The organism is Desulfocastanea catecholica (assembly GCF_054657295.1).
On the sequence record NZ_BAAHYZ010000015.1, the window covers coordinates 63,614 to 89,748 of the forward strand.

The 26,135-nt window shown below is 50.4% G+C and carries 24 protein-coding genes; 16 read left to right on the forward strand and 8 right to left on the reverse strand.

The window, feature by feature from the left end; genetic code table 11:
• The first annotated feature begins 86 nt into the window (after positions 1 to 86).
• Positions 87 to 314 (forward strand): hypothetical protein, encoded by a 228-nt coding sequence (locus ACYQ8U_RS14430; protein ID WP_459946257.1) that lies wholly within the window; start codon positions 87 to 89, stop codon positions 312 to 314.
• A gap of 194 nt (positions 315 to 508) precedes the next feature.
• Positions 509 to 1,096 (forward strand): SET domain-containing protein, encoded by a 588-nt coding sequence (locus tag ACYQ8U_RS14435; protein WP_459946258.1) that lies wholly within the window; start codon positions 509 to 511, stop codon positions 1,094 to 1,096.
• A gap of 12 nt (positions 1,097 to 1,108) precedes the next feature.
• On the opposite strand, the gene ACYQ8U_RS14440 is transcribed toward ACYQ8U_RS14435, so the two are convergent.
• Together ACYQ8U_RS14440 and ACYQ8U_RS14445 are read right to left on the reverse strand one after the other, a co-directional pair.
• On the reverse strand, positions 1,109 to 1,489 hold the full coding sequence (locus ACYQ8U_RS14440; RefSeq protein WP_459946259.1) for a pyridoxamine 5'-phosphate oxidase family protein: 381 nt from the start codon (positions 1,487 to 1,489) through the stop codon (positions 1,109 to 1,111).
• 170 nt (positions 1,490 to 1,659) lie between these two features.
• Positions 1,660 to 1,848 carry a hypothetical protein gene (locus ACYQ8U_RS14445; RefSeq protein ID WP_459946260.1) on the reverse strand — a complete coding sequence of 63 codons (189 nt, stop codon included), beginning with the start codon at positions 1,846 to 1,848 and terminating at the stop codon, positions 1,660 to 1,662.
• A gap of 312 nt (positions 1,849 to 2,160) precedes the next feature.
• Between ACYQ8U_RS14445 and ACYQ8U_RS14450 the strand changes: the two genes are divergently transcribed.
• The 5 genes from ACYQ8U_RS14450 to selD all read left to right on the forward strand — a co-directional run bounded on the left by ACYQ8U_RS14450 (position 2,161) and on the right by selD (position 8,704).
• Positions 2,161 to 3,093: an ABC transporter ATP-binding protein gene (locus ACYQ8U_RS14450; RefSeq protein ID WP_459946261.1), complete on the forward strand. Its 933-nt coding sequence runs from the start codon at positions 2,161 to 2,163 to the stop codon at positions 3,091 to 3,093.
• A 16-nt stretch (positions 3,094 to 3,109) separates the two neighbouring features.
• The gene (locus ACYQ8U_RS14455; protein ID WP_459946262.1) at positions 3,110 to 6,037 is read left to right on the forward strand and encodes a Gldg family protein; all 2,928 of its coding nucleotides are present in this window, start codon (positions 3,110 to 3,112) and stop codon (positions 6,035 to 6,037) included.
• Positions 6,034 to 6,999, forward strand: a complete 966-nt coding sequence (locus ACYQ8U_RS14460; RefSeq protein ID WP_459946263.1) for a DUF4340 domain-containing protein — start codon at positions 6,034 to 6,036, stop codon at positions 6,997 to 6,999. The genes ACYQ8U_RS14455 and ACYQ8U_RS14460 overlap by 4 nt, the downstream gene beginning before the upstream one ends.
• Before the next feature lie 174 nt (positions 7,000 to 7,173).
• Complete coding sequence (locus ACYQ8U_RS14465) at positions 7,174 to 7,461, forward strand: DUF6172 family protein (protein ID WP_459946264.1); 288 nt, start codon at positions 7,174 to 7,176, stop codon at positions 7,459 to 7,461.
• A 190-nt stretch (positions 7,462 to 7,651) separates the two neighbouring features.
• On the forward strand, positions 7,652 to 8,704 hold the full coding sequence (gene selD / locus ACYQ8U_RS14470; protein WP_459946265.1) for a selenide, water dikinase SelD: 1,053 nt from the start codon (positions 7,652 to 7,654) through the stop codon (positions 8,702 to 8,704).
• 17 nt (positions 8,705 to 8,721) lie between these two features.
• Here selD and ACYQ8U_RS14475 read toward each other — a convergent pair whose 3' ends face one another.
• The 4 genes from ACYQ8U_RS14475 to ACYQ8U_RS14490 are packed head-to-tail and all read right to left on the reverse strand — an operon-like array spanning position 8,722 to position 12,529.
• Positions 8,722 to 9,066 carry an STAS domain-containing protein gene (locus ACYQ8U_RS14475; protein WP_459946266.1) on the reverse strand — a complete coding sequence of 115 codons (345 nt, stop codon included), beginning with the start codon at positions 9,064 to 9,066 and terminating at the stop codon, positions 8,722 to 8,724.
• Positions 9,067 to 9,103: 37 nt separating this feature from the next.
• A complete protein-coding gene (locus ACYQ8U_RS14480) occupies positions 9,104 to 9,508 on the reverse strand; it encodes an ATP-binding protein (protein WP_459946267.1) in 405 nt (134 codons plus the stop codon).
• An 11-nt stretch (positions 9,509 to 9,519) separates the two neighbouring features.
• On the reverse strand, positions 9,520 to 10,032 hold the full coding sequence (locus tag ACYQ8U_RS14485) for a cyclic nucleotide-binding domain-containing protein (protein WP_459946268.1): 513 nt from the start codon (positions 10,030 to 10,032) through the stop codon (positions 9,520 to 9,522).
• On the reverse strand, positions 10,007 to 12,529 hold the full coding sequence (locus ACYQ8U_RS14490) for an ABC transporter transmembrane domain-containing protein (RefSeq protein WP_459946269.1): 2,523 nt from the start codon (positions 12,527 to 12,529) through the stop codon (positions 10,007 to 10,009). The genes ACYQ8U_RS14485 and ACYQ8U_RS14490 overlap by 26 nt, the downstream gene beginning before the upstream one ends.
• 623 nt (positions 12,530 to 13,152) lie before the next feature.
• Here ACYQ8U_RS14490 and ACYQ8U_RS14495 point away from each other — a divergent pair.
• The 7 genes from ACYQ8U_RS14495 (at position 13,153) to ACYQ8U_RS14525 (ending at position 19,277) form a co-directional block, all read left to right on the forward strand.
• Positions 13,153 to 13,905 (forward strand): 4Fe-4S dicluster domain-containing protein, encoded by a 753-nt coding sequence (locus ACYQ8U_RS14495; RefSeq protein WP_459946270.1) that lies wholly within the window; start codon positions 13,153 to 13,155, stop codon positions 13,903 to 13,905.
• Between the two features lie 89 nt (positions 13,906 to 13,994).
• Positions 13,995 to 14,414, forward strand: a complete 420-nt coding sequence (locus ACYQ8U_RS14500) for a cytochrome c3 family protein (protein WP_459946271.1) — start codon at positions 13,995 to 13,997, stop codon at positions 14,412 to 14,414.
• A gap of 546 nt (positions 14,415 to 14,960) precedes the next feature.
• On the forward strand, positions 14,961 to 15,188 hold the full coding sequence (locus ACYQ8U_RS14505; protein ID WP_459946272.1) for a hypothetical protein: 228 nt from the start codon (positions 14,961 to 14,963) through the stop codon (positions 15,186 to 15,188).
• Positions 15,189 to 15,243: 55 nt separating this feature from the next.
• Complete coding sequence (gene nrfD, locus ACYQ8U_RS14510) at positions 15,244 to 16,419, forward strand: NrfD/PsrC family molybdoenzyme membrane anchor subunit (protein WP_459946273.1); 1,176 nt, start codon at positions 15,244 to 15,246, stop codon at positions 16,417 to 16,419.
• Between the two features lie 91 nt (positions 16,420 to 16,510).
• Entirely contained in the window at positions 16,511 to 16,870 is a 360-nt protein-coding gene (locus tag ACYQ8U_RS14515; protein ID WP_459946274.1) for a MerR family transcriptional regulator, read from the forward strand.
• A 667-nt stretch (positions 16,871 to 17,537) separates the two neighbouring features.
• Positions 17,538 to 18,731 carry an NrfD/PsrC family molybdoenzyme membrane anchor subunit gene (gene nrfD, locus ACYQ8U_RS14520; RefSeq protein WP_459946275.1) on the forward strand — a complete coding sequence of 398 codons (1,194 nt, stop codon included), beginning with the start codon at positions 17,538 to 17,540 and terminating at the stop codon, positions 18,729 to 18,731.
• A 90-nt stretch (positions 18,732 to 18,821) separates the two neighbouring features.
• Complete coding sequence (locus tag ACYQ8U_RS14525) at positions 18,822 to 19,277, forward strand: MerR family transcriptional regulator (RefSeq protein WP_459946276.1); 456 nt, start codon at positions 18,822 to 18,824, stop codon at positions 19,275 to 19,277.
• Between the two features lie 109 nt (positions 19,278 to 19,386).
• Here the strand turns inward: ACYQ8U_RS14525 and ACYQ8U_RS14530 are convergent, their stop codons facing one another.
• Positions 19,387 to 20,121, reverse strand: a complete 735-nt coding sequence (locus ACYQ8U_RS14530; protein ID WP_459946277.1) for a queuosine precursor transporter — start codon at positions 20,119 to 20,121, stop codon at positions 19,387 to 19,389.
• Positions 20,122 to 20,305: 184 nt separating this feature from the next.
• Positions 20,306 to 22,741, reverse strand: a complete 2,436-nt coding sequence (locus ACYQ8U_RS14535; RefSeq protein WP_459946278.1) for a sigma 54-interacting transcriptional regulator — start codon at positions 22,739 to 22,741, stop codon at positions 20,306 to 20,308.
• A gap of 310 nt (positions 22,742 to 23,051) precedes the next feature.
• Between ACYQ8U_RS14535 and ACYQ8U_RS14540 the strand changes: the two genes are divergently transcribed.
• Both ACYQ8U_RS14540 and ACYQ8U_RS14545 read left to right on the forward strand, forming a co-directional pair.
• On the forward strand, positions 23,052 to 24,137 hold the full coding sequence (locus ACYQ8U_RS14540; RefSeq protein ID WP_459946279.1) for a PAS domain-containing sensor histidine kinase: 1,086 nt from the start codon (positions 23,052 to 23,054) through the stop codon (positions 24,135 to 24,137).
• Positions 24,137 to 25,924 (forward strand): sigma-54 dependent transcriptional regulator, encoded by a 1,788-nt coding sequence (locus ACYQ8U_RS14545; RefSeq protein WP_459946280.1) that lies wholly within the window; start codon positions 24,137 to 24,139, stop codon positions 25,922 to 25,924. The genes ACYQ8U_RS14540 and ACYQ8U_RS14545 overlap by 1 nt, the downstream gene beginning before the upstream one ends.
• Positions 25,925 to 26,135: the final 211 nt, after the last annotated feature.

Sequence of the window (26,135 nt, forward strand, 5' to 3'; positions counted from 1 at the left end):
GGATAGGTGAGTGACGAAAGTGGCACGCTTCTTGTTAGGTGCATTCTAAAGACTATCCATGACTTAATTGCGTAGAGGAGGATACCATGGGCAAGTTTAATAAACATCAGGGTGACAGGGAACGTTTTGGAAAATGCGAGATCTGTATGGAATATATTCCGATTGAATACTATTTTAGCAAGGGGGATGCGATCGTCTGCTATGAATGCGGCACGGAATATGTACTCACCTCTAAAGAGCCGGTTAAATTGACCATGCTTGAAGCCGATTATGATCCGGACGATTATTACGGCGAGACGCTGTTTAATGATTAAAAATGTCTTTCTGGCTATTTGCGAAGGAATCGGCAATCGTTACGTTTAGCGACAATAGATACAACACCCACCGACTTCCCGTCGGTGGGTGTTGATTTTTGAATCATGGAGGATGTCGCAACTTATACGGCATGGCACATCTTGGCCCATTTGCCGAAGGTATAGAAAATATTACCTCTTTTGGAGATTGCTCGATGATTCACCCCGATACGGAAGTACGTTTTATAGATAACAATAAAGGTTATGGTCTCTTTGCCACTACGTTCATTGCCTGCGGGACAATAACCTGGTGCCTCGATGCACTTGACCGGGAAATACAGCCGGCGGAGCTGGCCTGCTATGATCCCATTTATCAAGAAATCCTGCTGAAATATTCTTTTCGCAACAAGAGGGGAAATTATATCTTCTGCTGGGATAACTGCCGTTACACCAATCACAGTTTCAAGGCGAATTGCTGTCTTACCCCCTATGATTTCGAGATTGCCGTCAGAGACATTCAGCCCGGCGAAGAGATAACCGATGATTACGGTTATCTGAATATTATTGAGCCGTTCGAGGCAGATGCCGAAGAGGGCGATCGGACGGTTGTCTATCCCGACGACCTCCTGCATTTTGCCGGGAGGTGGGATGCACAACTGGCCGCGACCTTTCCCAGGATGATGCTGGTAGCGCAACCACTGCAGAAATTTCTGCCGGGAAAAACATGGCAAACAATACAGGCAATCCACCAGGGAAAGATCAAACCGCTGTCGATCAGCTCCTGCTACTATGCGGTGGGATGAACATTGTTTAGCCTACATCTTTTCACCGCCGATGAGTGGCAGTTCCTTGTCGATGGCGAAATACACGAGATAGATCGGCTCCTGATTTTCGTCAGTATATTTGCGGCGTTTGATCTGCCGGATGAGTTCCGGGTTGTTTTCTTCACGAACCTTACGCAGAAAAAGCCGCTTGCCTTTGTAGCCTGGTCCTTCTTCGATAAAGAGAAAGGTTGCCGAGGGGTTTGATTGCAGGTTGTGGTGGGTGAGGCGGTCGCGCATAATAAAGGCCAGCGTGCCTTCTTCAAGAAAATGCGGATGCGAATAAATCGCCGCATCCACTTTGCCGTTGCTGTCGGCAGTAGCCAACACCCCAGTTCCTTTGGTCTTTTCGAAGTATTGTTGTAGATTTTTCACGTTTTCCTCTTGTGTTGTTTGTTATCCAGCGAATCTTTACATTGCCGTAACAGGGAACAATGAACAATAACTGGATTATTCTTAAAATGAAAAAGTCCCCCACGAATCGTACTCTGCAGTGGGGGACGTAAGAAAATGTCAGAAGTCAAATACTGTACCTACTGCTGGGCTTACCAGCTATCTCCAACAACGGTATTCAAATCAAGACACTTCTTCTTCTCTTCGTCGGTCAATTGCTCTCTGGTTTTAATTTTTCCTTTGAGGTCCTCAACGTAACAGGCATACTCTTTTCCTTCCCTGTCATGAACCCAAACCATCTTGTTATATTCTTCAGAAATAACATCGCCTCGCATACTCATGGCAGACTCCTTATGTAATAGTAACGAATAATTAAATAGTAAACCAGCAATGAACTCTTTGTTGCTTTTTCCATCCTCTTGCTGTGCCTTTACATTATGTCTCTTTACTGTGTGCTGCAATAGTCGAAGAAAAACAGTTTATTGATAGTATTTACTACCTGTGAGGTATGGTGCCTTGTATTACAGCTTTGTAATGTTGCTGTAAGGTGCAAGTAATGTACGGCGGGTATATTCCGGCATAAATAAGACAATTTTCATGTTGATTTTCATGATGATGGCGATAATTGACCAGGAAGTGCAGGAGTCAAAAAAATGATAAAAATTGAACACGTTACCAGAAAATACGGCAGTTTCAAGGCGGTCGATGACGTGTCGATCGCCATTGGATCGGGAGAGATTGTCGGACTTCTCGGCCATAACGGAGCGGGAAAGACGACGATCATGAAGATGATCACCGGCTTTCTTGAACCGACTGCAGGGACCATCACCGTCAACGGGAAGGAGATCGGGGCCACCCGCCGGGCGGTGCAGCAGGACATCGGCTATCTGCCGGAAAACTGTCCGCTTTACTCGGAAATGACGGTGGTTGAGTATCTCGACTATATGGCCTCGCTGCACGATCTGACAACGGAAAAGCGCGCATCGCTGCTCGCCGCGGCCATTGACCGGACCGGTCTGCAGGAAAAAGCCCTGCTGCCGATAGCGACACTTTCCAAAGGATATCGGCAACGAACCGGCGTTGCCCAGGCAATCCTGCATGAACCGGATATCCTCATCCTCGACGAGCCGACCAATGGCCTCGATCCCACCCAGATTCAGCAGATGCGCCGGTTGATCACCGAGCTGGCCCGATCGTCGACGGTCATTGTCTCCACCCATGTTCTGCAGGAAGTGCAGGCTATCTGTGACCGGGTCATTATTCTCAAAAACGGCAAGGTTGCCCTCGATGCCCAGCTGGATAAACTGCAGACGGAGGGCCGGCTGCTGCTGCAGGTAGGTGGAATCGATGAAGATCCACGGTTGCTTATCGAAAAATTTCCCGGCGTTGACGCCATCCTGCCGGTCGGCAATTGCCGGTCATGCACATCGGGCAGGAGTTACGCCGTGACGATAGCTGCTGGGGAGGATCGTCAGGAAGCTGCGGCCCGCATAGCCGATGCCCTGCATGACAAGGGCTACCGGCTTTACACCATGCACTTTGCCTCACGTAATCTTGAAACAGTCTTCGCGGAGATAAGCGGTTGAGGAGGAAAAGAGCGCAATGAAACATATCTTTCGCATAACCCGCAAGGAGTTCGGTTCCTTTTTCAGTTCACCGATCGCCTTTATCTTCATCGGAGTCTTTCTGGCGGTGAATCTGTTTATCTTTTTCTGGGTAGAAACATTTTTCTCCCGTAATATCTCGGAAATACGACCGCTCTTTACCTGGATGCCGATTCTTTTGATCTTTCTTTCGGCGGCAGTGACCATGCGCTCGTGGGCCGAGGAGAGGCGTGCGGGCACCCTGGAACTGCTGCTCACCTCTCCGGTGTCGCCTGCGGCGCTGGTTCTCGGTAAGTTTTTTGCCTGCCTGGGTCTTGTCGCCCTGTCCCTGCTGTTGACCCTGCCGATACCGGTAACGGTGAGCTTTATGGGGCCTCTGGACTGGGGACCGGTTTACGGTGGTTACCTGGCGACCCTTTTCCTGGCAGCGGCGTATATTGCGATTGGTCTCTATGTCAGCGTCAAGTCGGACAATCAGATTGTCAGCCTGATCGTCACGGTGCTGGTCTGTTCGTTCTTTTATGTCATCGGTTCGAATACCCTGGTGTCGTTTTTCGGCAACCGTGGCGCGGAAATTCTGCAGATGCTCGGCTCTGGTTCCCGTTTTGCCTCGATCACCCGCGGGGTTGTCGATTTGCGCGATCTTTATTACTATCTCTCGTTGATGGGCATATTTCTTACCCTGAATGTCTATGGCCTGGAGAAAATCCGCTGGGGGGATAATCCCGTCAATGTTCAGCATACCCGCCGGCAACTACTCTGCGGCCTGGTCATTGCCAACTTTCTTGTCGCCAATTTCTGGCTGGCCCCGGTCAATATGCTCCGCGTCGATATGACCACAGGGAACATCTATTCCCTCTCGGAGACCAGCCGCAACTATCTCGCGCAATTGAAAGAGCCGTTGCTTATCCGCGGCTATTTTTCAGCCCAGACGCATCCGCTGCTGGCGCCTCTGGTGCCGCGTATCCGTGATCTGCTCGGCGAGTACGGCGTGGCCGGCGGAGACAAGGTCCGTGTCGAGTTTATTGATCCCCAGGAACACCCGGACATGGAACAGGAAGCCGGACAGAAATATGGTATCCGGCCGGTGCCTTTTCAGACTGCCAGCAGGTACCAGGCCTCGGTGACCAACTCCTATTTCGACATCCTCATCCAGTATGGCGATCAATTCGAAACCCTGGGCTTTCGCGATCTGATCGAGGTCAAAGCCGGGGGAGAGACGGAGCTCGATGTCGAACTGCGCAACCCGGAATACGATATCACCCGGGCAATAAAGAAAGTGCTCTACAGTTATCAGGGAGGTGGAGATCTCTTTGCCGATATCGGCAGACCGGTGGAATTTATCGGCTATATATCGCCGGACAACCGGTTGCCCGGGGAACTGGTCGAGCTGAAGAGCCACCTGCGGACCATTCTTACGGAAATGGAGAATAAGGCGCAGGGACTTTTCCGCTTTGAAATTGTCGATCCCGATGGTGACGGTGGGGCGGTTGCGGCAGCGATAAATGCGGAGTATGGCTTTCAGCCGATGGCGGCGAGCCTGTTCGATGAGCGGACCTTCTGGTTCTATCTGACCTTAAAGAGCGGCGAGCAGCAAGTGGAAGTGGCTTTGCCGGAGGATTTTAGCCGGGAAAGTCTTCTGCGCGCACTTTCCGCCGGCCTGAAACGGTTTGCCGGCGGCTTTACCAGGACTGTCGCTTTGCATACCCCGAAAAATCAGCCCCCCTTGCCGCAATACGGCATGGGGGGCCTGGGACCACAGTTTGCTATTTTGCAGGAATTACTTGCCAGAGAACATGCGGTTATAAGTGCCGATCTGAGCAACGGCCGCGTACCCGATGCCACGGATCTGCTGCTGGTCGTCGCCCCGGATGCTGTTGACGAAAAACAGCTCTTTGCCATGGATCAATTTTTGATGCAGGGCGGCACGGTTGTTCTGGCCACCTCGCCTTTTGCCATTGACCTTGAACAACAGCTCGAAGTCGCCAAGAAAGCATCGGGCCTGGAGGAGTGGTTGAAATTTCACGGCATTTCCATCGAGGAAGCAATGGTTCTTGATCCGCAAAACAGTGCCTTTCCGGTACCCGTGGAGCGGGATGTTGGCGGCTTCACCGTCCAGGAAACTCAGCTGGTCAACTATCCTTTTTTTGTCGATATCCGCCCTGATGGCATGGATCAGGATAACGGCCTGCTCACCAGTCTAAATCAATTGACCATGAACTGGGCCTCGCCGATAACCATTGATATGGCCAAGAACGAACAGCGGCGGGTGATGAGGCTGCTGGAAAGTTCGGCAAACAGCTGGCTGACCGACACTACAGATATCCAACCGGACTTCGCCGCGCATGGCGAGCTTGGCTTTGCCCCCGGCGGTGAGACAGGCAGACAGCTCCTCGGTGTCGTTGTCGAGGGGCGGTTTGCCTCGTTTTTTGCCGGAAAACCCTCACCCCTGCTGGTGGAGACGGATCAGGAAGACGAAAACAGAGAGGATGGGGACGAGGGGCCGGAGCAGGAAATGCAGGAGAATAAACCGCGGATTATCAGCCGCCAGATCGATAAGTCACCGGCACCAAGCCGTATTGTTCTGTTCAGCTCAAACAGTTTCTTGAACGATACGGTTCTCGGCATCGGTTCGAGTGTCATGCGCAGCAGTTACCTCAACCCAGTCCAGCTGATGGCCAATACTGTCGACTGGTCTCTGGAGGATCGCGGTCTGCTGTCGATCAGAGGGCGCGGTCATTTCTCGCGCACCCTCCTGCCGATGACCAGGGATCTCCAGCTTTTCTGGGAATATCTCAACTATGGCCTGGCCCTGTCCGGTCTGGTTCTGGTCTGGCTGGTACGGCGCTCCATACGCAAGAGAAGGCGGCAACACTACCAACAGTATTTGACACCAGCCTCCTGGGGTTTGGAGGAGAACAGATGAAAAAAATGATTACAGCAGCCATGCTCCTGCTGCTTCTGCAGATAGGCCTGTCGCTGTTTTTCCATGTGGGCAGGAAGGGTGTCGATACCGGTGGTCCCGACAGTCTCTTTATCAGCTTTGCCCCGGACGCGGTACACTCCATCGAAATTACCGATGGCGAGGGGAAAAATGTACTCCTCACCAAAGAGAAGGACAAGTGGATTGTGCCGGCCCATTTTTCGGCACCGGTGGATAACGACAAAGTTCAGGAACTTCTCGATAAATTGGCCGGGATGAAACAGGGTTTGGTCGTAGCCACCTCGGTGGAGGCGGCGAAGAGGTTTAAGGTTGCTCCCGAGAGCTTTGAAAACCATGTGCTGCTGCGCGGAGTCGATCAAGCCCTGGCGGACTTTTATGTCGGCACTTCGCCGGCCTTTCGCCAGGTGTATGCGCGGCGGGCGGAGAGCAATGCAATTGTCACCACCCCGCTCTCCGGCTTTGAGTTGGAAAGCGGTGTCGATAAATGGCTGGATACTTCTCTGGCGATGCAGAGGGATGACGACCTCGTCGGTTTGATCTTTGATACCTTCACCCTGAAAAAAGAGGCGGACGGCTGGCAGCTTGAAGGCCGTCAAGGTGAGGAACAGATCAACCGGCTGGAGGTGGATGCGCTGGTGGCCAAGGCTCGCGGGCTGATTGTCCAGGATGTACTTGATCCGAAAGAGGTGTCTGGTCTTTTTGCCGGTAAGCCACTCTTTCATTTCACCGCCGTCAGAAAGGATGACAAGCAGGTGGAATACCTTTTTGCACAAGGGCCGGGAGACTTCTATGTCCTGAAGCTATCCGACCGGGATCTCTATCTGAAGGTGCATACCCTGCCGGTCGAGGCCCTGCGGAAAGTGACCCGTGAAAAACTGCTGGAACCTGCACAGCCTGAGGAACCGAGCGTCGAGCAGCCCGCTTCTTTGCCGAAGGGCGAGTGAACTGCATCGCAGGAGTATCGATCGGCTTCATTGGTTTTTGCTTGATAATCCCCGGCGATAAGGGTACAGCAACGCCATCATGATTGACAAGGTCAAAAAAAAGGGAATACTTGTGACAAGGCAAAGAAAAAATGGTCATGTACAGGTTGCCGCTTATTATTTTAAAGGAAAAATATGAAAAAAACATTCACCCTGACCCATCCGAAAATCAAATATGCCAGGTTGATAGAAGCAGTACGGCACGATGTGAAAAAGTATATCAAGAGGGAGCGGAATAAAACACTGCCGGATGGTGTTGACTTCTGGGATTTTGCCTGCAAATTCGGTAATAATGAAGGGGAGGCAAGTGAGATTCACCTCTCTGAAATCAACAAATGTATCGATAAGGTCGAAGAGCAGCAGCTCGAATCGTTTTATCTGGAAATTCTCGCCAGGCCGGGGCATAGAACGAAGAAGGCGTAAGCAGGGAAAATTGTCCGAGCACCACCAGCCAGAATTTGCAACTTTGGTCGAGAAAAAGATGTTTAATGCCGGTAAAAAGAAACCAACCGGTATTCCTGTCAGTACCTGCTATGGGGTAAGTACCTTACAGATGCAGCAATGGCAAAAGCATTGTAAAATTTGATAATTTTTTGTTTATCCGGGGAAAAGAATGCGGCTTTTTAAGAAAAAAACACTCACCGGTTTAGCCAGAACCTGCGGCTGAGCGGCAAAAATTGGTCCGGCGGATCTGTCGGACGCACTCAAGCACCTGGATTTTCGGCGAGATGCGAATCTGCTGGTCGGCGTGGAAACGGGCGATGATGCCGCGGTTTATCGACTGTCCGACGAACTGGCCATGATCAACACCGTCGATTTTATCACCCCGCCGGTCGATGACCCGTACTGGTTTGGCCAGATTGCCGCAGCCAATTCAATTTCCGATATCTATGCCATGGGCGGCAAACCTCTTACCGCGCTGAATCTGGTGATGTTTCCCGCTAAAGATCTTGATATGGGCATCCTCAAGGAAATTTTACGCGGAGGCAATGACAAGGTTGTCGAAGCCGGCGCCTGCCTGGCCGGAGGGCATTCCGTCGATGATTGCGAACCGAAATATGGCCTCTGTGTCAACGGGATTGTCCATCCGGACAGGATTATCACCAACGCCGGGGCGCAACCGGGTGATGTGCTGATTCTTACCAAGCCACTCGGCTCCGGGGTGCTCTTTAACGCGGTTCGAGCTGGAAAATTTAATGGTGTCGAGCTCGAACGATCGGTGTTGCCGATCATCGCTGCGCTGAACGGTCCGGCCATGGCCAAAGCCCTGCAATACAACCTGCATGCCTGTACCGATGTAACCGGTTTCGGCATCCTCGGCCACCTGCTTGAGGTTGTCGACAGCAGCAGGGTCCATGCCATTATTGACTACAGTGCGCTGCCTTTTTATTCGGGGGCGCAAGATATGTATAAAAAGGGGCAGACCACCGGCAGCAATAAGGCGAACAGAGCCCTGGTTACCAGATATCCTCTTCTGCTTAAGCGATCGTTGTCAAAGTCCCAGCAGGAGCTGCTCTATGATCCGCAGACCTCGGGAGGACTGCTGCTGTCCCTGCCCGGGGACCAGGCACAAAAACTGCTTGGTGAGCTGCATGGCGCCGGTATTGAGGCCGCGGTAAAGATAGGTGAAATTGTTGAAGGTGCTGTCGGCATAACCGTTCAGTAGGCGCCACGACAAACGGCTTATTTCCGGCCTTTCAATGCCGACAGGGATTCGTCGAGTGAGCGGTGGATAGTTATGAACGAGTCAAAGCCGGAAATCTCAAAAACCTCCTGGACGTGCTCCTGCATGGCACAGGTGACAAAAAGGTATTGACAGGATTTATACGCTTTGGCGATATTCAGGATAACACGCAGGCCGGCACTGGATATATACTCGAGATTGTTGAAATCAAACAACAGGTTGGTACAGGGGGAGACAAGAAACTCCTGCAGCTCTTGTTCAAATTGTGGTGCGGAGTTCGAATCGAGACGGCCGTTGAGGGCAAAAATGGTGGTATTGTTGTCTTTGGTTATCGTGGTTTGCATAGCTGTCGTAGCAGGTGCGTGTAGCTCCCTGTGCTCCCTATAGTTTTTTTTGTAAGGTAAGAATATTCTTGTCGTCTAATCGCGTATAGTGCCAGTATTCACAGAATTGGCGTACCAGGAGGATGCCGAGTCCGCCGCACTTCCTCTGTTCAAGAGGCAGGCTGGTATCGGGGATGGTGCAGAGGGTCGGATCAAAAGGAAGCCCGGCGTCAATGATCTGAATTGTCAGTGTCTGTCCTGTTTTTATCAGGGTAATGTCAATTGGCTGTTTCTTGTCGCAGTCTCCATGCAAGATGGTGTTGGTTATCAGTTCATCGAGAATAAGAGTGATCTCAGCAATGGTTTTTCTGGAAAGAGACCATTGCTGCCCCAGAACCCGGAGTTGATCCGGCAGGGTGATAATTTCCGCCAGGTCGTTATGTATCTGGAAAGAGATCTTCATATTCATGTGTCTTAGAGGACGGTTACTCCCGTTCTACTGAGGCAGCATGCGGCGGCCTGGTGGATGTTCTTTCGTTCCCACGTATGCAGCTCTTTTAAAAGAGCCTTTAGGGCAAGTGTGGTTGTCTCGGGGAATTGTTCAAGTATTTTTGAAAACTGCTTGCGATTGATGGTCAGAAGGGTCGTCTCAGTTGCTGCCTCGAGGGTAAAGAGGGCGGGCATTGCCCCAAGAAGAGAAAAAAAGCCGAGGAAATCCCCGTCGGCAAAGTGTTTAACAACCAATTTTGTGTTTTCCTGTTGTTTGACAAGGGTCAGTTTGCCGGAGAGTATGAGGTAGGCTCGGCCATGGTCATCTCCTTCCTCAAAGAGGACATCACCGGGTACAACCTGCGCTCTTTCTGCAAGAAAAGCAAGGAGTTTCAGTGCCTTGCCTGGAAATGAAGAAAACCAGACCATTTCTTTCAACAGCTCCAGATTTTGTTGCATTTCCGGAACCTGATTATTTTCTGCCGTAGATGAGCTCATGGAGTATTCCTTTTTGTTCGATGAGTTCCTGGTAGGTACCGAACTCAACTAGTTTTCCAGCCTTCATTACCGCGATTTTATCAAAGGTGTTCAGTATATCCAGACGATGCACCGCGGCAACGACCGTCCTCTTGCCCTTCCAGCGGGTGGTCATCAGGCGTTGGATTCTCGCCTGGGATTTGTTGTCGAGGGCCGAAGTCGCTTCATCCATCAAAATGATTTTCGGTTGTTTGATGAGCACCCTGGCAATGGCCAGTTTCTGCCGTTGTCCGCCGGAAAGGCGATCGCCCATGGTGCCGACCTGAAAAGACATGCCGAAGGCGGCGATTTTTTCGAGATAATCTTCTTCCACCAGCAGGTGCATGATCGATTGATTGATGATTTCCTGGGCCTGGGGCAGACCTGGTTTGATCCTGCCGAAGAAGATATTATTCAGGATCGATTGGCCATGGATATAGTTTGTCTCGCTATAGGAGGTGAAGAGATCCTGGCTCATCGCGCGGCACCATTGTGGAAAAATTTTCCGTGCCGAGAGGATGAGCTCTTTGAGTTTTTCCGGCAACCGGCTCATGGTATGAATAGAAGGGGTAAAGTTCAGCGCCAGGGAAAGAAGAAAGGCTTGATTTTGCGGCGGAAGCGACGATAAAGGCTGCTTTTTCAGCCTGATGAGTATGGTTTCACATTCCTCCAGTCGGTCGGCGGGAACGGGGCTGTTTTTAAAGAACAGATCGACGGTGCCGACACCGGCGAGGATATCGACCGCCTGCCCGGCGAGTTCAATCCCCAGGGACAGCAGGGGCTGCAGGAGGTCAACCGATTGGAGAAAGGATCGAAACTGCGCATTATCCGGGAGGAGATGAAAGGCAAATTCCTCGCTGGTGCTGGTACCGAAAAGAATGTTTTCCGCCACATTCGAATTAACATGGTAGCTGTGCACATTATAAAACTCGACGTAGCTGGAGAGTTTTTCGCCAAATTTTTCCCGGAAACGCCGGCGGATGCGAATGATCTTTGCGGCAGTATCTGCGTCGTCCGAGGCGATGATACTGTCGAGGCCGAAGCGCATGACGTCGATGAAAAGTCCGACCTGCTGCAGCACCAGAATCATCCTGTCCAGATCGATTTTCATCTCCTCGGCAGGCGGCTCTGCCGCTGCTTCCGTCGCCGCCCTATAGGCATAGAGCAGGTTTTCTTCGATCGATCCAGTGAAGATGAAAGGGTTCTGAGAGACATAACCAACATTCTGGATGATCTCATTTTTGGGTATAGTCGACAGTTCACGGCCGCCCAGCTGAATACTGCCTGAGGTGTAATTGAACATCTTGCCGATACTCTGAATAAGCGTGCTTTTCCCGCCGCCGGAATAGCCGACTACCGCCAGGTGTTCTCCGGCTGCAAGAGAAAAAGAGATGCCGTTAAGCAGCCGATGACCATCGATGGTTTCGTAGACCAGATTGCTCACGTCGATAGTGCCGTTAAGCAGCGGACGGGTAGTTTTAACAAGATCAAGGGAGAATTCGGGAACCGAATCGAAATAACTCATGGTGCGTCGATAGCGGACAACGGCATCCTGGTAGGTCTGGTAGAAGTCGATCAGCTCCTTCCAGGGATCGAAAAGCTTTTCCTGGGCGGACAAAAAGGCGACCATTGCCCCCAGGGCAAGTTCGCCGCGCATAACCAGGTATCCGCCGAAGATAAAGACCACAAAAGGCCCCAGACCAACAAAGTAGTTGTTGGCCGTTTTAATGCCAAAGCGAAAGAGGGACCAGCGAATCCTGATTTTTTTTAATTTTTCAGCGAGATTATTGAATTTTCTTCCTTCCTGCTGGTATGCGCCGTGGACTTGAATTTCGTGAATACCGGATATCGACTCGGCAATCTGGCTGGACGTCGTACGCGACAGGTCAACCCTTTTCTTATTGGCTTTGTTGGCTTTTTTCTGCAGGATCGGGATAACAAAAACGACCATCGGATAAATGAGCAGGGTGGCTCCTGCAAGTTTCGGGTTCAGCCAGAGGAGGTAGGCGGTAAAGGCCAGCAGGGTAAGGATATTGGTGACCGGCACGGCAAAGGCCATCCCGGCAAAGGTGCCGGCCGTGCTCAGTTCGGTCATGAGGGAGGAGACCACCATTCCCGGCTGGGTGGTACGAAAAAAGCCTAAAGAGAGGGTGAGGATGTGGTGATACAGTTCCTTGCGCATTGCAGTCATGGCCCTTTCACCAATGACGGCCTGGAGATAGTTGATGGCCAGCTTCAGGCCGCTGGCTGTGGTAATGGCCACCATGTAAATGGCGGAGTAGAGGATAAGGCCATCAATATTACGCAGGGCAATCGAGTCGTTGATGATCCGTTTCTGCATTTCAAGGGGGATAACCCGGGCAAAGACGATCACAACAATAACCACCAGTAAGATGATCTGCAGTTTAAAATTATCCCTGAACACCCAATAGAAAAGGGATTTCTCGGTTATTGGAGAAGCTGCTTTGTCCTGCTTCATTTGTCTCTTTGCATAGGGTTCACCTGCGCCATGGGATTTTCTTGTGGAGGAGTTGTTGTGCCCTGAAAAACAGGTATACCACTCATGGTGCATTGCTTCTCCGCAGAGAGGCATACCAAAAAAGTAGTAACTTATCAGATTGTAACGCATTGACGGCTCAAGTCCAGCAGTGAGTATCTTTTCTGTCCCGCCGCCGATCAAATTTGCCGGGAAAAAAGGGTGCCCTTCTCCGGCGGCAAATAACTTGACAAGGTGTTTTGTACCATGTACAAACTTGAAGTTAAGAGAATAGTGAAACACTTATGTACATATGCATATAAATGGACATATGTAGTGACTAGTGACAAGTCAGAGGCTTTTTTGCGCTCTATTTTAGTCAAGGAGAGCTTTTTTAGTTGTATTTTGTCACCGTTTACCCCATTAATTGAAAGCTTTGGGCAGAGGTATGTCGAATTACTCCTTAAAAGGATAGACATCTTTTTATGAAATGTATTTCTTGTCGCCAAGGCGAGGATAACATTTCCATTATATTAATGTTGTTGCGCGGTTGTTTTGCTGAAAGAAAAATAACACTCAGCTGATGGATGTGTGTTGAGTTGTGTCGAAAATTAAGAGGCGTGAGTATGAAAATTGATGATTTGGAACAGATGGAAAGTGAAGATCTGCGTAGCCTTTCTTCGGCTGAGCGTCGGAGGTTTTTAAAGTTTGGTCTGGCGGTCACCGGCATGTATCTCGGAGGAAGCGTCCTGTCGCTGACCTCTGCGAAACCGGTACATGCCGCAGGCGTTGTACCTGAAATCGGCAAGTACGCCTATACCCCACATTACAGTATGGTTCTCAGGGAAAAACTCTGCATCGATTGTGAGCGCTGTAAAGATGCCTGTGTCAAAACCAATCATGTCCCGGCGTATGGCTTCAGGACCACTATCCTTGAAAAACGCCGGTCCCTCGGCGGCGATAAATTCGAGACAACCTTTATGCCGGTACTCTGCAATCACTGCAATCGACCGCCGTGTGTGCGGGTATGTCCGACAACGGCAACCTGGAAGGATGAGAAAACCGGCATCGTCGTTATGAAGCCAAGTCGCTGTATCGGCTGTAAAACCTGTATGACCGCCTGTCCTTATAATGCCCGGTATTTTAAGGAAGAAACACGGGCTGTGGATAAATGTGATTTCTGTTTCGAAGCAAAGTTGTCCAAAGGCGAAATGACCACCGCCTGTGTCGAAGCGTGTCCGGCTGACGTGCGTGTCTTCGGTGATCTGGCTGATCCGAAAAGCCGCGTGTATCAACTTGTCCATTCTCCGGAAACCATGGTGTGGGTGTTACGTCCGGAAACAGGTGCAGTGCCTAATGTGTTTTATATAAATTCCTAACCCCGGTAAACGGGAAATAAGCCTCGAGAGTAATTTGATCTTCTCCTCGCCAGAACTGGAGGAGTGATGATGATACGTCGGAGAAAAAAATGAAGAAGATTCTATTATTGATGGTTGTCGGTGTTTTTCTGTTTTCCGGGGCGCTTCTTTCGGCGAGCGACGATGCAAAGGTTGCCGATGATTATGATGAAGACACCTACGGCCCAAAAGATCCCATTATCTGGGTAAAGCCGGTGAAGTCAGTGGTTTTTCATCATAAAACACATACCATGGATGCCGGTCTCGATTGTGATTCCTGTCATGACGACCTGTTTGCCATGGAGGCTGGAGCCGCCGAGGAAAATGAGGATTTCACCATGGCAACGTTGTATGAGGGCGGCTATTGCGGTGCCTGTCATGACGGATCAACGGCCTTTGCCTCGAATACCCGCTGTACAACCTGTCATATTGGCGTGCGGGGGCACGCCCGCCTGCTTGGAGACGATGGTTCCGTTGAAAAAGGACATTGAGTTGGTAGAGTAAATTCAGGCCTTGACCATTGTTTGATAGAAGGACCGTTCACGAACGGTCCTTTTATATTTGTTTGCCGCTTCGTCTCTTGACCGCAGAATTCTCCCACCGTTTCCGGTTTTCTCCTTTGTTACGACGCAAAATACGCCCATTTTGCTGTATTTTCTTTTAATGTACCGATAGTATTCGAAATATTACTGATCTTCCACATTCCTTTTGCACTGCCTCAGCCTTTTCCTGTAAACCCCTCTTTCTCGATTCTGTAGAATATATCATTCATTTCAGTATGATAGCTCTGTTCTCCTTTGGGCGCAAAATGCGCCTAGTATCAAGCATGGTTGTGGCGTGTATTGCGTCCTATTGGGGAAGAGTGCAGGCGTCGCCCCCTGCCTTTCCTGTTGGAAGAAGTACGTGAAAAGTACATAAAAACAATAGGATATTGTGTTGATGTAAAGATTCTCCGTGGCTTTTTTATCATGGCATACCTCTTGCTGTTTAATAGGTAGATAAAGGATGGTTTTGATAAAAAATATGAGGAGGTTGTCATGGCGGCTACACTGCAAAAACAAGGAATAAGTCGATCGGTTGAGAGTGTTTTTTACAGTCTCCGGATCTTGGTGGAGCAGGTCAGCCAGTGGTTCTGGTTTCTCCTTTCATTTGTCCTGTTTGTCGTCCTCGGCCCCTTTAGTGCTCCGATTGCATTGATAGCCCTTATTAAACTGGGCTTGGAGGATAATGACCATCGGGAGCCGGAATCCATATCGGCAAAGTAACGGAAACGATCGTTCAATCTTACAAAAAACAGTCTTGAAAAGAAGGAGATACACAATGGAAGGGAATATATCTATAACCACGGCACCGGTATCCGTCAAGTTGCCGGCGAATAAGCTGATGTGGCTGAGTCTGTTTATGATATGTATCGGGGTGGCCGCAGCAGTCTATGCGCAATGGGTGGGGCATCATCACGCCTTTGCCAACACCCGGGAGATGCCCTGGGGAATGCTCATCGGGGTGTATGCCTATTTTGCAATTATTTCCACGGGACTTTGTGTACTGGCAGCGTTTAGCCACGCCTTTGGCGGGAATCAGATGGCACCTTTAGCCAACAGGATGGTCTGGCTGTCGATTATATCGCTTCTTGGCGCTTTCATGGTGATTGGTCTGGAGATCGAAAATCCCTGGCGCATGCCTCTCGGGGTTGTTTTATATCCAAACGTGACGTCCAATATCTGGTGGATGGGAACGCTCTACGGCATGGCCGTTGGAGTGATGTTTCTTGAGCTTTTCCTGATCATCACCAAACGCTATTCGATAGCAATTTTTCTGGGAGTAGTCGGTGCCGTTACCGAGGCGCTGGCAAACAGCAATTTAGGTTCGGTCTTTGCATCGCTTGCCTCGCGACCGTTCTGGTACGGCTCCCAGCTGCCGGTGTTCTTTCTCGCCTGTGCCGTCTTGTCAGGGGCTGCCGCGGTAGTGATGTTTACGCATTACAGCCATGTCCTTCAGAAAAGGCCGATGAGCGACGATACCTTTCGCGGCTTGCAGACTGCCGGTAAGATAATGGTTCTTATGACATTTTTGATAACCCTTGCCACTGCATGGAAATTCGCCAACGCCTATGGCAGCAATGACGAAATGATCATGGCCGCCAATTCCATGATCAATGGACCGCTGTCTACCAGCTTCTGGGTCTTTGAGATATGTATCGGCCTGGTTTTACCCTGCTTTCTTCTGGTTGTCAGTCGGCTCAATTCAATGTATGCCATGTCGACTGCTGCGCTGATGATCCTGGTTGGACAGTTTTTCTCACGTTATAACCTGGTTGTCTCCGGCCAGATTGTCCCCAGCGATTTTGGTCTTGTCGGTGTACCGCAGTATCTCTCCTATATGCCCACCGCCTCTGAATATCTTCTGGTGGTTGCTGGACTCGGCGTAGTCGGCCTGGGTTTCGTTTTGGGAGAGCGATTTCTCGATGGCATCTTCAGCGACAAGGCTTCTCACTGATTGACTCGGAATCTGCCATTATGACTAATTCTTCCGGTGCGTCGAGAGAAATTCTGTTCCCGCACCGGAAGAATGACAAGGAGAAGTAGATATGAAAGAAAATAAAGCCCTCTTCACCATTGGTACTGCAGCTGAAATGGTCGGCGTTCATCCACGTACTTTAAGAAACTATGAGGATGCCGGGCTCATCAGCCCCAAACGAAAGGGATCCTGGAGGTATTATACCCTGCGTGACATGCAGTGGATTGAGTGTCTCAGAGAGATGGTGCACGAACATGGACTCAGTATAAACTCCGTCAAGAAACTGCTCAAATACACCCCCTGCTGGAATCTTATCGATTGTCCTTTTGAAAAAAGAAGACGTTGTTCGGCATTTTTCTCCAATACCCTGGTGCCTAAAAAGATTACCAGGATTGTTCCGCCGGCAATAAATGATGATATCGCTGCCTAGGCCTTAATATTACATCATTTTTCTGTCTCATCCTTTGTTCCCGCCGCGTTGTGTTTTCTGCTGTGCCGCGTCCTGCGCGGCCTGCCTCCTGCTGACAGTTTCCTCTCTCTTCCCGCGACAAATCTACCGACATGGTCGGTTCTCTTTGCCCTCCTTGTCGATCTTTTGGTCGGGATCGTTTGCCTCTTTGGGAAATATTTATGGCGCAAAATGCGTCTAGTGTGAAAGGTGGGCGATAAGTGCGTCCTTTTTGGTTGGAGAAAAGTTGGATGTTCGCTCACATCTGAAAACTTAAAAATACAATAAAAACAATAATTAGAGGTATGTCCTGGCTTTATGCGAGGTGTTGATGGAGAATGGATGCATATTTTATGTGATCAATAACTTGACAACTAGAATTGTAAGATGTACAGCTATTGTTAGTTTTAGATAGTGGGGGACAGGTGGGTGACCACTGGTATGAATGAATGGCCGGATACTGGAACAGGAGGTGCTATGGAAGGAATCTTTTTTCTCATATTTTGGATAGGGAGTGCATTGCTGCACACATTGTATGATCTGAAAGTTAAGCCGTATTTAGATACCTTCTGGAGGAATACCGGTAATTGGCCTTTTTTCTGAGCAACGTGACCATAAACAATATTTACTATTTTTAGAGAGGTGAAAAATGAACAATGTCTTGGCAGGAATCCTTCCCCAGGAAGGGGGTCTGGAAGCGGCCGGATCCGGCAAGTACACTCTGACAATCGGCGTGCTGGCGCTGCTCACCGTCATCGGGGTAGCCGCCGGAATCCATTCCCTGTATGTGGGTCATGAACATACCTTCGGGGTAAGTCGTGGTGTGCCCTGGGGCATCCTGATTGCGGCCTATGTCTTTTTTGTCGTGACGTCGACGGGGCTGTGCATCGTCTCTTCGGTGGGCCATGTCTTTGGTTTTGAAAATTTCAACCCAATTGCCAAACGGGCGGTGTTTATGTCCATTGGTACTATCATTGCGGGGTTTCTGGTCATTGCCTTCGAGATTGAAAACTCCTGGCGGATGCCGGTTGGCAATGTCATCGGGGCGAATCCAACCTCCAATATCTGGTGGATGGGCACCCTGTACGGCGCCTATCTCTTCTTTATGATGATTGAGTTCGTCATGCTGCAGATGAATAATCATAAGGTCGCCACCGGTTTTGGGCTGGCGGGATTGTTGACCGGTATTGTCGCTCATTCCAATCTCGGAGCGGTCTTTGGACTTTTAAATGGTCGCGAATTTTGGCACGGCCCCTATATGCCGATCTATTTTATTACCTCGGCGGCGATGTCGGGTTGTGTGGCGATTATCTTCTTTACCTACATCGCCTATCGCTTCAATGGCTGGAAAATGAGTGAGAAGATGAAAAAATCATTGGAAAGCGTGGCGAAGATGGGGGCGCTGATGATGGGTATCATCATCTTTTTCACCGCCTGGAAGATGATTACCGGTGTCACCGGTCAACCTCCTGGAAAATACGAGGCAATGCAGACGTTGTTAACCGGGCAGTATGCGTTGAATTTCTGGATCGGTGAAGTGGCACTGGGCATGATCATCCCCTTCGCCATAATTTTGGCGGTGAAAGGCCGGAATATGAATGCGCTGTTTATCGCCGCCCTGGCCGGCATGATCGGGATCTTTTTTATGCGCTATGACCTGGTGATCGTTGGCCAGCTGGTACCGGCTTACCATGGTATGGGACTGGTTGATTACCCGGAGCTGCTCAGCTATATGCCTAGTCTGCATGAAAATCTTGTCGTGCTGGGCGGTATGGCCTTTTGTGGGCTGACCTTCTTTATGGGGGAAAAATTGTTTCGTGGACATGTGTCGGAGCAGCACTGAGCAGTGGTCTGATCCCCGATTTTTCTGTCATTGCTTGAAGGTAAATTGGGGAAGACAGTTACAATTCCATGTTGCAGGAGATTGCCCAGAGTGAAAAAAAAATCCAAGGTAGAGCCCTTACGGAAAGATTTGCCTATTTACCCAATTGGCGTGGCCGCGAAATTACTCGACGTTCATCCTCGTACCCTGCGGATCTACGAGGATGAGGGGCTGATTAAACCCGGTCGTGAAGGCAACAGAAGGCTCTACTCGACAAACGATATTACCTGGATAGGCTGTCTGCGCAGGCTCATTCATGATGAGGGCATTTCCATCGCTGGAATTAAAAAGCTTTTGCGCTATGCCACCTGCCATGAAATAGCCGAGTGTCCTGAAGAAATCCACTGTACCTGTGATGCGGTAGTGGACAAAGCTATTCCGAGAAGTCCTCGTCTGGCCGGCGATGCAGAGGCCGAGAAAAAGGCGAAGGAGCGAGATATCGCCGCTCGAAAGAAAGCACAGGATACAAAAAAAAAAGAAAAAACAAAGGATCGAAAGGTACGCTGAAAAGACGCAAACACCCCCCTGATTCTTTGTCTTTAAGCTGATAAAAAAAGGTTTGCCCAACGACGTTGGACAAACCTTTTTTTATGGAAAAATATCCGCCTAACCTCCCTTACTCATTGTCAACATCTGCGGCTATCATCCCTCGGTTGAACATAAGCTGGGCCAGATAGAGAAATGGTGTATCGATAACTGCGACGATCCATTTCAAAACATAGGTGGTTATAAGAATTTGCACAAATTCGGTCTGAGGCAGCAGGCCCCAAAAAGCGATAAAGGTAAAAATCACCGAGTCGAGTAACTGGCTGGCCATGGTACTGGCGTTGTTGCGTAGCCAGAGAAATCTCATGCCTGGTAAGAGATTTTTCCAGAAATTATATGCCCAGACGTCATGCAGCTGTGACACGCCGTAGGCGACAAGAGATGCCAGAGCGATTCGAGGCAGAAGGGCGAAGATGTTCCGCAGGCTCTCCTGGATAAAATCGAACTCATTCGGCTTGAACATCAAGGCGATATTCATGATGATGACTGTGGTCGTCAGGGAAAAAAAACCGATGAATACGGCCTTTTTCGCTGCCTTTTTGCCATAGTTTTCCGAAAGGATATCCGTGACCAGAAAGGAAGAGGCGTAGGTAATATTGCCGAGAGTGACCCCTATTGTCAGCAGGTCGACCATTTTCAGAACCTGAATGTTGGCGAGAATAGTGGCAATGGGTATCCAGACATAGAGACCGAGCTTGCCGAAAAATCGATAGGAAAAGAGAATGGCGGCAAAATTGGCCAACAGCAGAAGGAACCAGAGAGCTTCGTTGGAAAGTGTACCGAGCGTAAGAGAAAATGTGGTCATACTAAAGCCTCAGGGAGATGATCAACATGTTGCCGAAAGCGGAGAGGCCAGTTCCGTGTATAAACCAACATCACAGATGCATCGGTTTTGATAAGGCGGGTAGCCGAGACCGCCGTCGAATAATCCGGGTAAAATAGCAGATGCTGTCCAAGGGTGCAAGGCGGGAACAGGAAGGTGAGAGGGATTAACCACCTGTCTCAAGAATACTGGTCAGCTGATACTTTTCGATTTTTCTCCGTAAGGTATCTTTTGAGATCCCCAGTTCTTTACAGGTAAGCATTTTCTTCCATTTGTTGCGTTGCAGAGAAAGTGCGATAGCACTTTTCTCAATTTCATCAAGCGAATGTCCTTCATAGACCGAAAGCAGAGGTGAGTCCATTTGTTTCTCCCGTCTACCGAATGTTGCCGGCAGGTGTTCAAGCTGGATATAGCCGCCGGGACAGAGGATAAACGCGTATTCGATGATGTTTTCCAGCTCCCGGATATTGCCTGGATAGGTGTATTTCATCAAAAGCGCGATGACTTCATCGCTTATACCGACAATATCTTTTTGTTTTTCCGCGCGGAATTTTTTGACAAAATGTTCCAGCAGCAGGGGAATGTCTTCAAGTCTCTCGCGGAGTGGCGGCAGCAGAATGTTGACCACGTTGAGACGGTAATAGAGATCATCTCTGAATGTGCCCTGCTGGACCAGTTCGAGAAGGTCTTTATTGGTGGCGGCGATTATTCGCACGTCGGCCTGTATTGGAACGTTTGATCCCAGCGGTTCGTAGACCTTCTGCTGCAGAACCCGGAGGAGTTTTACCTGCAGGGAATGGGGGATGTCGCCGATTTCGTCGAGGAAGATCGTCCCCCCTTCGGCGGCGGCAAACCGACCGATTTTGTCCTTGCGGGCGTCGGTAAAGGCCCCGGCTTTGTAGCCGAAGAGTTCCGATTCCAGCAGGGTGTCTGGCAGGGCGCCGCAGTTTACCACAATAAAAGGCTTGTCGTTTCGGGCCGAGGCGTGGAAAATGGCACTGGCCACCAGCTCTTTTCCGGTACCGCTTTCCCCGAGGATCAGCACATTGCTTTCACTTTTGGATATCTCCGGCATGATCTGAAATATGCGCTGCATGGCGGGACTCTTGCTGATAATCTGATCGAAGGTATATTTTTTCGACAGCTGCTGCCGCAGACTCATTTCCACGCTGAGATCACGAAACGTCTCTACTCCGCCCAGCACGTTGCCGTCGTGGTCGACCAGCGGCGCGGCGCTGATACTCACCGACACTTTTTTCCCATTGCGGTTTTTGATGGTAATTGTTCGGCCGGCAACGGGCAGACCGCTGTACAGACTCTCGGCTATGGCGCAATTTTTCCCGCAGATAGAAGAACAAAAGACATCGCTGCAATACTGGCCGATGGCCGATTCCCGGTTCCAGCCGGTGATCAGCTCGGCGGAAAGGTTGAAGGAGGTGATACGCCACTCACGATCGACGGTGAAAACGCCGTCGGCCACTGAATCGAGAATGAGTTCTCTCTGGAGTCGGTTGGTATTGTCTCTAAAGGACTGGACGCCCCCTATTATTTCGCCGTTATGCCCGATAAAGGGCGCGGCGCTGACACTGACGGGGATGGAGTAGCCGTCCTTGCCGATCATGAAAAGTTCCTGGTCGACGAGGGAAACTTTTTGCTCCATGCAGATGCTTAAGGGGCAGCTGCGGAAACTCTTACTGGAGAGCAGGACCTCGGAGCTCAGTTTACCCAGCACCTCGGATGCCGTGTAGCCGGTAATCTTTTCCGCAGCCCGGTTGAACGAGGTGATCTTGCCTTCTGCGTCGACGGTGATAATACCATCGGCGACGGCCTGAAAGATAAGTTCATACTGCAGGGTTGTGGTGATATCGGTAAAGGTTTCCACGCCGCCGATAACATTGCCGTTCATATCAAGTATCGGCGCGGCACTCAGTTTTACCGGAATAGATCGGCCGTCCTTCGCTTCAATATAGGCCATCCGGTCCTGAATCACCGATTTTGTGTGAATGCAATCGGAAATGGCACAGTTGCTCCGGCAGATATTGGCCTTGAATATTACTTTGCAACAGCTGCCGAGTACGTCATCTTCCTTATAGCCGGTGATTTTTTCTGCGGCCTTGTTAAAACTGGTAATCTGCCAGTTTTTGTCGACGGTGAACACCCCCTCGGCGATGCTGTTCAGGGCAAGACGGCTGGCGGCCAGGGGTTCGGAGAGGTCGGCAAAGCCGATAATTGCCCCGACAATAGTTCCTTCTGTCCCGGGAATGAGGATAATTCTCACCCGAACCGCGTTTTCTTCACCGGTGACAGGGTTACTTATCGTTAATTCGACGTCACGATGGTCTTCCTGCAGACTGAGGGAGATGACATGTGAGCAGATCGCTGCAAAGCGGGGGTCGTCGGAGAAGACGTCCCGGCAGGGTTTGCCGATTATGTCCTTGGGGTCCCGGTCAAGAATTATTGAACCTTTCTGGTTGCAGTTGGTGACAATCCAGTTTTCATCGACGGTAACATAGCCGCTGGCCAGAAGTTCGGACTCAGCAACAGTAGCGGGAAACGCCATATTCTCCTCATTGGCAGGGGTTGGCTCATAGGTAAAACTCATTTATTTCACTATAGACTTAAACGATTGTTCGGACAAGTCCTAGTCCATAGAGATTGGCGTGTCGAGGCATGAAATGTATCAAACAGGACAGGGAAGGAACTCCCCGTCTCTTCGGTATTGATTTTTGTTGGAAAAAACGTGAAGATGCAGAGAAAGCCTTCTTTCGGAGATTGCGCCGTGGCAAACTCTCTGTTTTTCGGCCAGATCCAGGGAAGAAACTACCGCTCAACGGGGAACCTCGATGACCAACGACTGCCCACCATTGCCTGAAACGTTGACGAAGACCGATTGCCAAAGCTGCTCAAAAAACTTGCCGACCCTACCTAAAGGGGTCGGTGCGGCCCTTTTTCACTCAAGCAAGGATCCCTTACTCGTTGTCACGCCGCAGGGGGAAATAGTCCAGGTGAACGGTGCGCTGCTGCAGGCGGCGAACAAGACCCTTGCCGAGGTGAAAGGCAAAGGGGTCTGCCAGATTATCCACGGCGGGCGCTGGCCGCATATAAAATGTCCGCTGGAAGAGTTTCTCCTGACCAGGTCCTCCCGGGTCGAGGATACCAGGTTACCTGGTCTCAATGGGGAATACCGTCTGAGCATCGTTCCGGTGGAGCAGGGGCCAAAAGGCAAGGAACTGATCCTGCTCGTTGCCAGAAAACTCACCCAGGACGAGGTGCGCAAGGTGGAGTCTATTCGTACCGCCCAACTGGCGGCAATCGGCGAGCTGGCCGCCGGGGTCGCCCATGAAGTGAACAATCCGATCAACGGCATTATCAATTTTGCCCAACTGCTCTACGACGATAGCCCGGAAGACAGCGAACAGGCGATGATCCTGCGGCGGATTGTCCAGGAAGGAGAGAGAATCGCGACAATTACCTACAATCTGCTCTCCTTTGCCCGGGAAAACGAGAATGAGCTGACCCTGGTCGACGTCAATGAGGTCGTTGCCGACAGCATTTCTCTGGTCGAACACCAATTGAAAAATGACGGCATTCTTATCACCACGGATCTTCCTTCGCCTTCGATACCAATAATCGGCAACCACATGCAACTCATGCAGGTGGTCCTTAATCTGATAAGCAACAGCCGTTTTGCCCTCAATGAAAGATATCCCGATCCATCGCCGGATAAAAAGATGCACTTTTCTACGTCGGCTGTGGCAATTGACGGCCGGAAATATTGCCGCCTTATCGTCAGAGACCACGGAACCGGGATACCCCAGGGAATTTTAGATAAACTCTTTGACCCGTTTTTTACCAGCAAACCGGCCGGTAAAGGGACGGGGCTCGGACTGAGCCTCAGTTATGGTATTGTGAAGAATCATAACGGCACCCTCCGTGTCGATTCGATGCTGAATAAATACACGGAGATGATTGTCGAGATTCCCGCCGCGGAGCTGTAATGGACATAAAAAAAGAGGATATTCATATCCTGATCGTCGACGATGAAGAAAGCATACGCATTACCTTTGCGATGTTTCTAAAAAGGGAAGGCTATGGCAAAATCACCACCGCGGCAACTCTCGAAGAAGCATTGGCATTGATCAATGAGCAGCCGTTTGATCTGATCATCAGCGACATTGTCCTTGAAGGCGCCAGCGGCACCGATCTTCTGCGTTACATCCGACAAAGCGGAGTGCAGTGTCCGGTGGTGATGATAACCGGCTTCCCGCATCTGGACAGTGCCGCCGAAGCGGTTCGCCTGGGCGCCTTTGATTACATCTCCAAACCGGTGAACAAGGAAACACTGCTGCGTTTTGTCCGCCAGGCGCTGAAACACTGGCAGCTGGCCAGCGAAAAAATCGCCTTGCAGCGTGAAAATGAAAAATTCAGACGCTACCTCGAGGTGATCTTCCGATCGGTGAGTGATGCGATTATCACCGTCAACGAAAAATTGGAAATTATCCAGCTCAACAATACTGCTCGACAATGGCTGGGCGAGATAGATCCGAGCGACGTACACGAGCTGAAAGATCTGCCCGGTGAGATGGGGCGGGCCTGTTTTCTTGATGCCGGCAAGGTCGTTAAAAATGGCGATGTCGTCAGGGAGCACCAGGTAGAATGTTATAAACCCGACGGCACGGTCCGGATGATCAGCCTGAATGCCGCACCGATCAGGGATGAGGTTGAAGAATTCAACGGCGCGGTGATTGTTGCTCGCGATATCACCCTCGGTTTGCCGGAAGATAAAAAAAACAAGCGGATACAGTTTCACGGGTTTATCGGCGCCAGCGATATCATGCAGGAGGTTTATCGTCTCATCGAAAATGTCGGTAGGGTCGATACGGCTGTACTGGTGACCGGAGAATCAGGAACCGGCAAGGAGTTGGCCGCCGAAGCGCTGCATGCCGAGAGTAAAAGAAGCGACCGCCTTCTGGTCAAGGTCGATTGTGCGGCTCTGCCGGAGGATTTACTGGAAAGTGAGCTGTTCGGCCACAAAAAAGGTGCGTTTACCGGGGCGGACCGCGACCGGCCCGGGAGATTGCTGATGGCCGATAAAGGGAGCCTTTTTCTTGATGAAATTGGTGATATCTCGCCGAGAATGCAGCTGCGCCTGCTGCGCTTTCTGCAGGAAAAGACTTTTAACCCGGTGGGACAGGACCGGTTCGTTCAGGTTGATGTACGGATTATCGCCGCCACCAATGTGGATCTCAGGCAAAAGGTCAAAGAGGGGACCTTTCGGGAAGATCTCTATTACCGATTGAAGGTGGTCGAGATTCATCTGCCGCCTCTTCGCGAGCGAGCTGAGTGCATTCCCCTGCTGGTGCACCATTTTCTGGCCAAATTTCGTGCTGAGCTGGACAAAAAGATTATTAATATTTCCGACCAAACGATGGCCATCCTCGAGGCATATCCCTGGCCGGGTAACGTTCGGGAACTGCGGCATGTTATAGAAAGAGCCTGTGTCCTCTGCAACGGAAAAACTCTGCTGCAGGAACATTTGCCAGAGGAACTTTTACTAGCCGGACCCGGTGCAGACCCGGCGGCTAAAGCCGCCGGAAAAATCCGTACCACGCCGGTTGCGACAGCCGGTAGGCTGCCGTATCCGCAGTATGAGACCCTGAAGAGCGAAGAGGCCCAGATCATCGAGGCCTTACAGGCCGTCGGCGGTAATAAAAGCAAGGCGGCAAAACTCCTCGGTGTTGACCGCAGTACCCTGTACCGCAAGATGAAGCGCTATAAATTGTAAAAAGCCGATCCCCGGTACCCCGCAAAGACTGTAACTCCCCTGAGCCGTAATCCTTTTTCAATTTTCATCGCAGTAACAACCAGGAAACAGCCACACAAGGTGTTGCAGATATGTGGCATATCTGTCGCAAAAATGCTGCGCCGGTAGAGTGTTTTGGCGTTTGCAACACTATTGCACCATCTTTTACATCATCTGCCGTGCTGTGCCGTGT

What these genes read in the sequence shown, in the direction of transcription:
- ACYQ8U_RS14430 (WP_459946257.1), top strand. Translation starts at nt 87, where the DNA reads ATGGGCAAGTTTAATAAACATCAGGGTGACAGGGAACGTTTTGGAAAA.
- ACYQ8U_RS14435 (WP_459946258.1), top strand. Translation starts at nt 509, where the DNA reads ATGATTCACCCCGATACGGAAGTACGTTTTATAGATAACAATAAAGGT.
- ACYQ8U_RS14445 (WP_459946260.1), bottom strand. Translation starts at nt 1,848, where the DNA reads ATGAGTATGCGAGGCGATGTTATTTCTGAAGAATATAACAAGATGGTT.
- ACYQ8U_RS14450 (WP_459946261.1), top strand. Translation starts at nt 2,161, where the DNA reads ATGATAAAAATTGAACACGTTACCAGAAAATACGGCAGTTTCAAGGCG.
- ACYQ8U_RS14455 (WP_459946262.1), top strand. Translation starts at nt 3,110, where the DNA reads ATGAAACATATCTTTCGCATAACCCGCAAGGAGTTCGGTTCCTTTTTC.
- ACYQ8U_RS14460 (WP_459946263.1), top strand. Translation starts at nt 6,034, where the DNA reads ATGAAAAAAATGATTACAGCAGCCATGCTCCTGCTGCTTCTGCAGATA.
- ACYQ8U_RS14465 (WP_459946264.1), top strand. Translation starts at nt 7,174, where the DNA reads ATGAAAAAAACATTCACCCTGACCCATCCGAAAATCAAATATGCCAGG.
- ACYQ8U_RS14475 (WP_459946266.1), bottom strand. Translation starts at nt 9,066, where the DNA reads ATGCAAACCACGATAACCAAAGACAACAATACCACCATTTTTGCCCTC.
- ACYQ8U_RS14480 (WP_459946267.1), bottom strand. Translation starts at nt 9,508, where the DNA reads ATGAAGATCTCTTTCCAGATACATAACGACCTGGCGGAAATTATCACC.
- ACYQ8U_RS14485 (WP_459946268.1), bottom strand. Translation starts at nt 10,032, where the DNA reads ATGAGCTCATCTACGGCAGAAAATAATCAGGTTCCGGAAATGCAACAA.
- ACYQ8U_RS14490 (WP_459946269.1), bottom strand. Translation starts at nt 12,529, where the DNA reads ATGAAGCAGGACAAAGCAGCTTCTCCAATAACCGAGAAATCCCTTTTC.
- ACYQ8U_RS14495 (WP_459946270.1), top strand. Translation starts at nt 13,153, where the DNA reads ATGAAAATTGATGATTTGGAACAGATGGAAAGTGAAGATCTGCGTAGC.
- ACYQ8U_RS14500 (WP_459946271.1), top strand. Translation starts at nt 13,995, where the DNA reads ATGAAGAAGATTCTATTATTGATGGTTGTCGGTGTTTTTCTGTTTTCC.
- ACYQ8U_RS14505 (WP_459946272.1), top strand. Translation starts at nt 14,961, where the DNA reads ATGGCGGCTACACTGCAAAAACAAGGAATAAGTCGATCGGTTGAGAGT.
- nrfD (WP_459946273.1), top strand. Translation starts at nt 15,244, where the DNA reads ATGGAAGGGAATATATCTATAACCACGGCACCGGTATCCGTCAAGTTG.
- ACYQ8U_RS14515 (WP_459946274.1), top strand. Translation starts at nt 16,511, where the DNA reads ATGAAAGAAAATAAAGCCCTCTTCACCATTGGTACTGCAGCTGAAATG.
- nrfD (WP_459946275.1), top strand. Translation starts at nt 17,538, where the DNA reads ATGAACAATGTCTTGGCAGGAATCCTTCCCCAGGAAGGGGGTCTGGAA.
- ACYQ8U_RS14530 (WP_459946277.1), bottom strand. Translation starts at nt 20,121, where the DNA reads ATGACCACATTTTCTCTTACGCTCGGTACACTTTCCAACGAAGCTCTC.
- ACYQ8U_RS14535 (WP_459946278.1), bottom strand. Translation starts at nt 22,741, where the DNA reads ATGAGTTTTACCTATGAGCCAACCCCTGCCAATGAGGAGAATATGGCG.
- ACYQ8U_RS14545 (WP_459946280.1), top strand. Translation starts at nt 24,137, where the DNA reads ATGGACATAAAAAAAGAGGATATTCATATCCTGATCGTCGACGATGAA.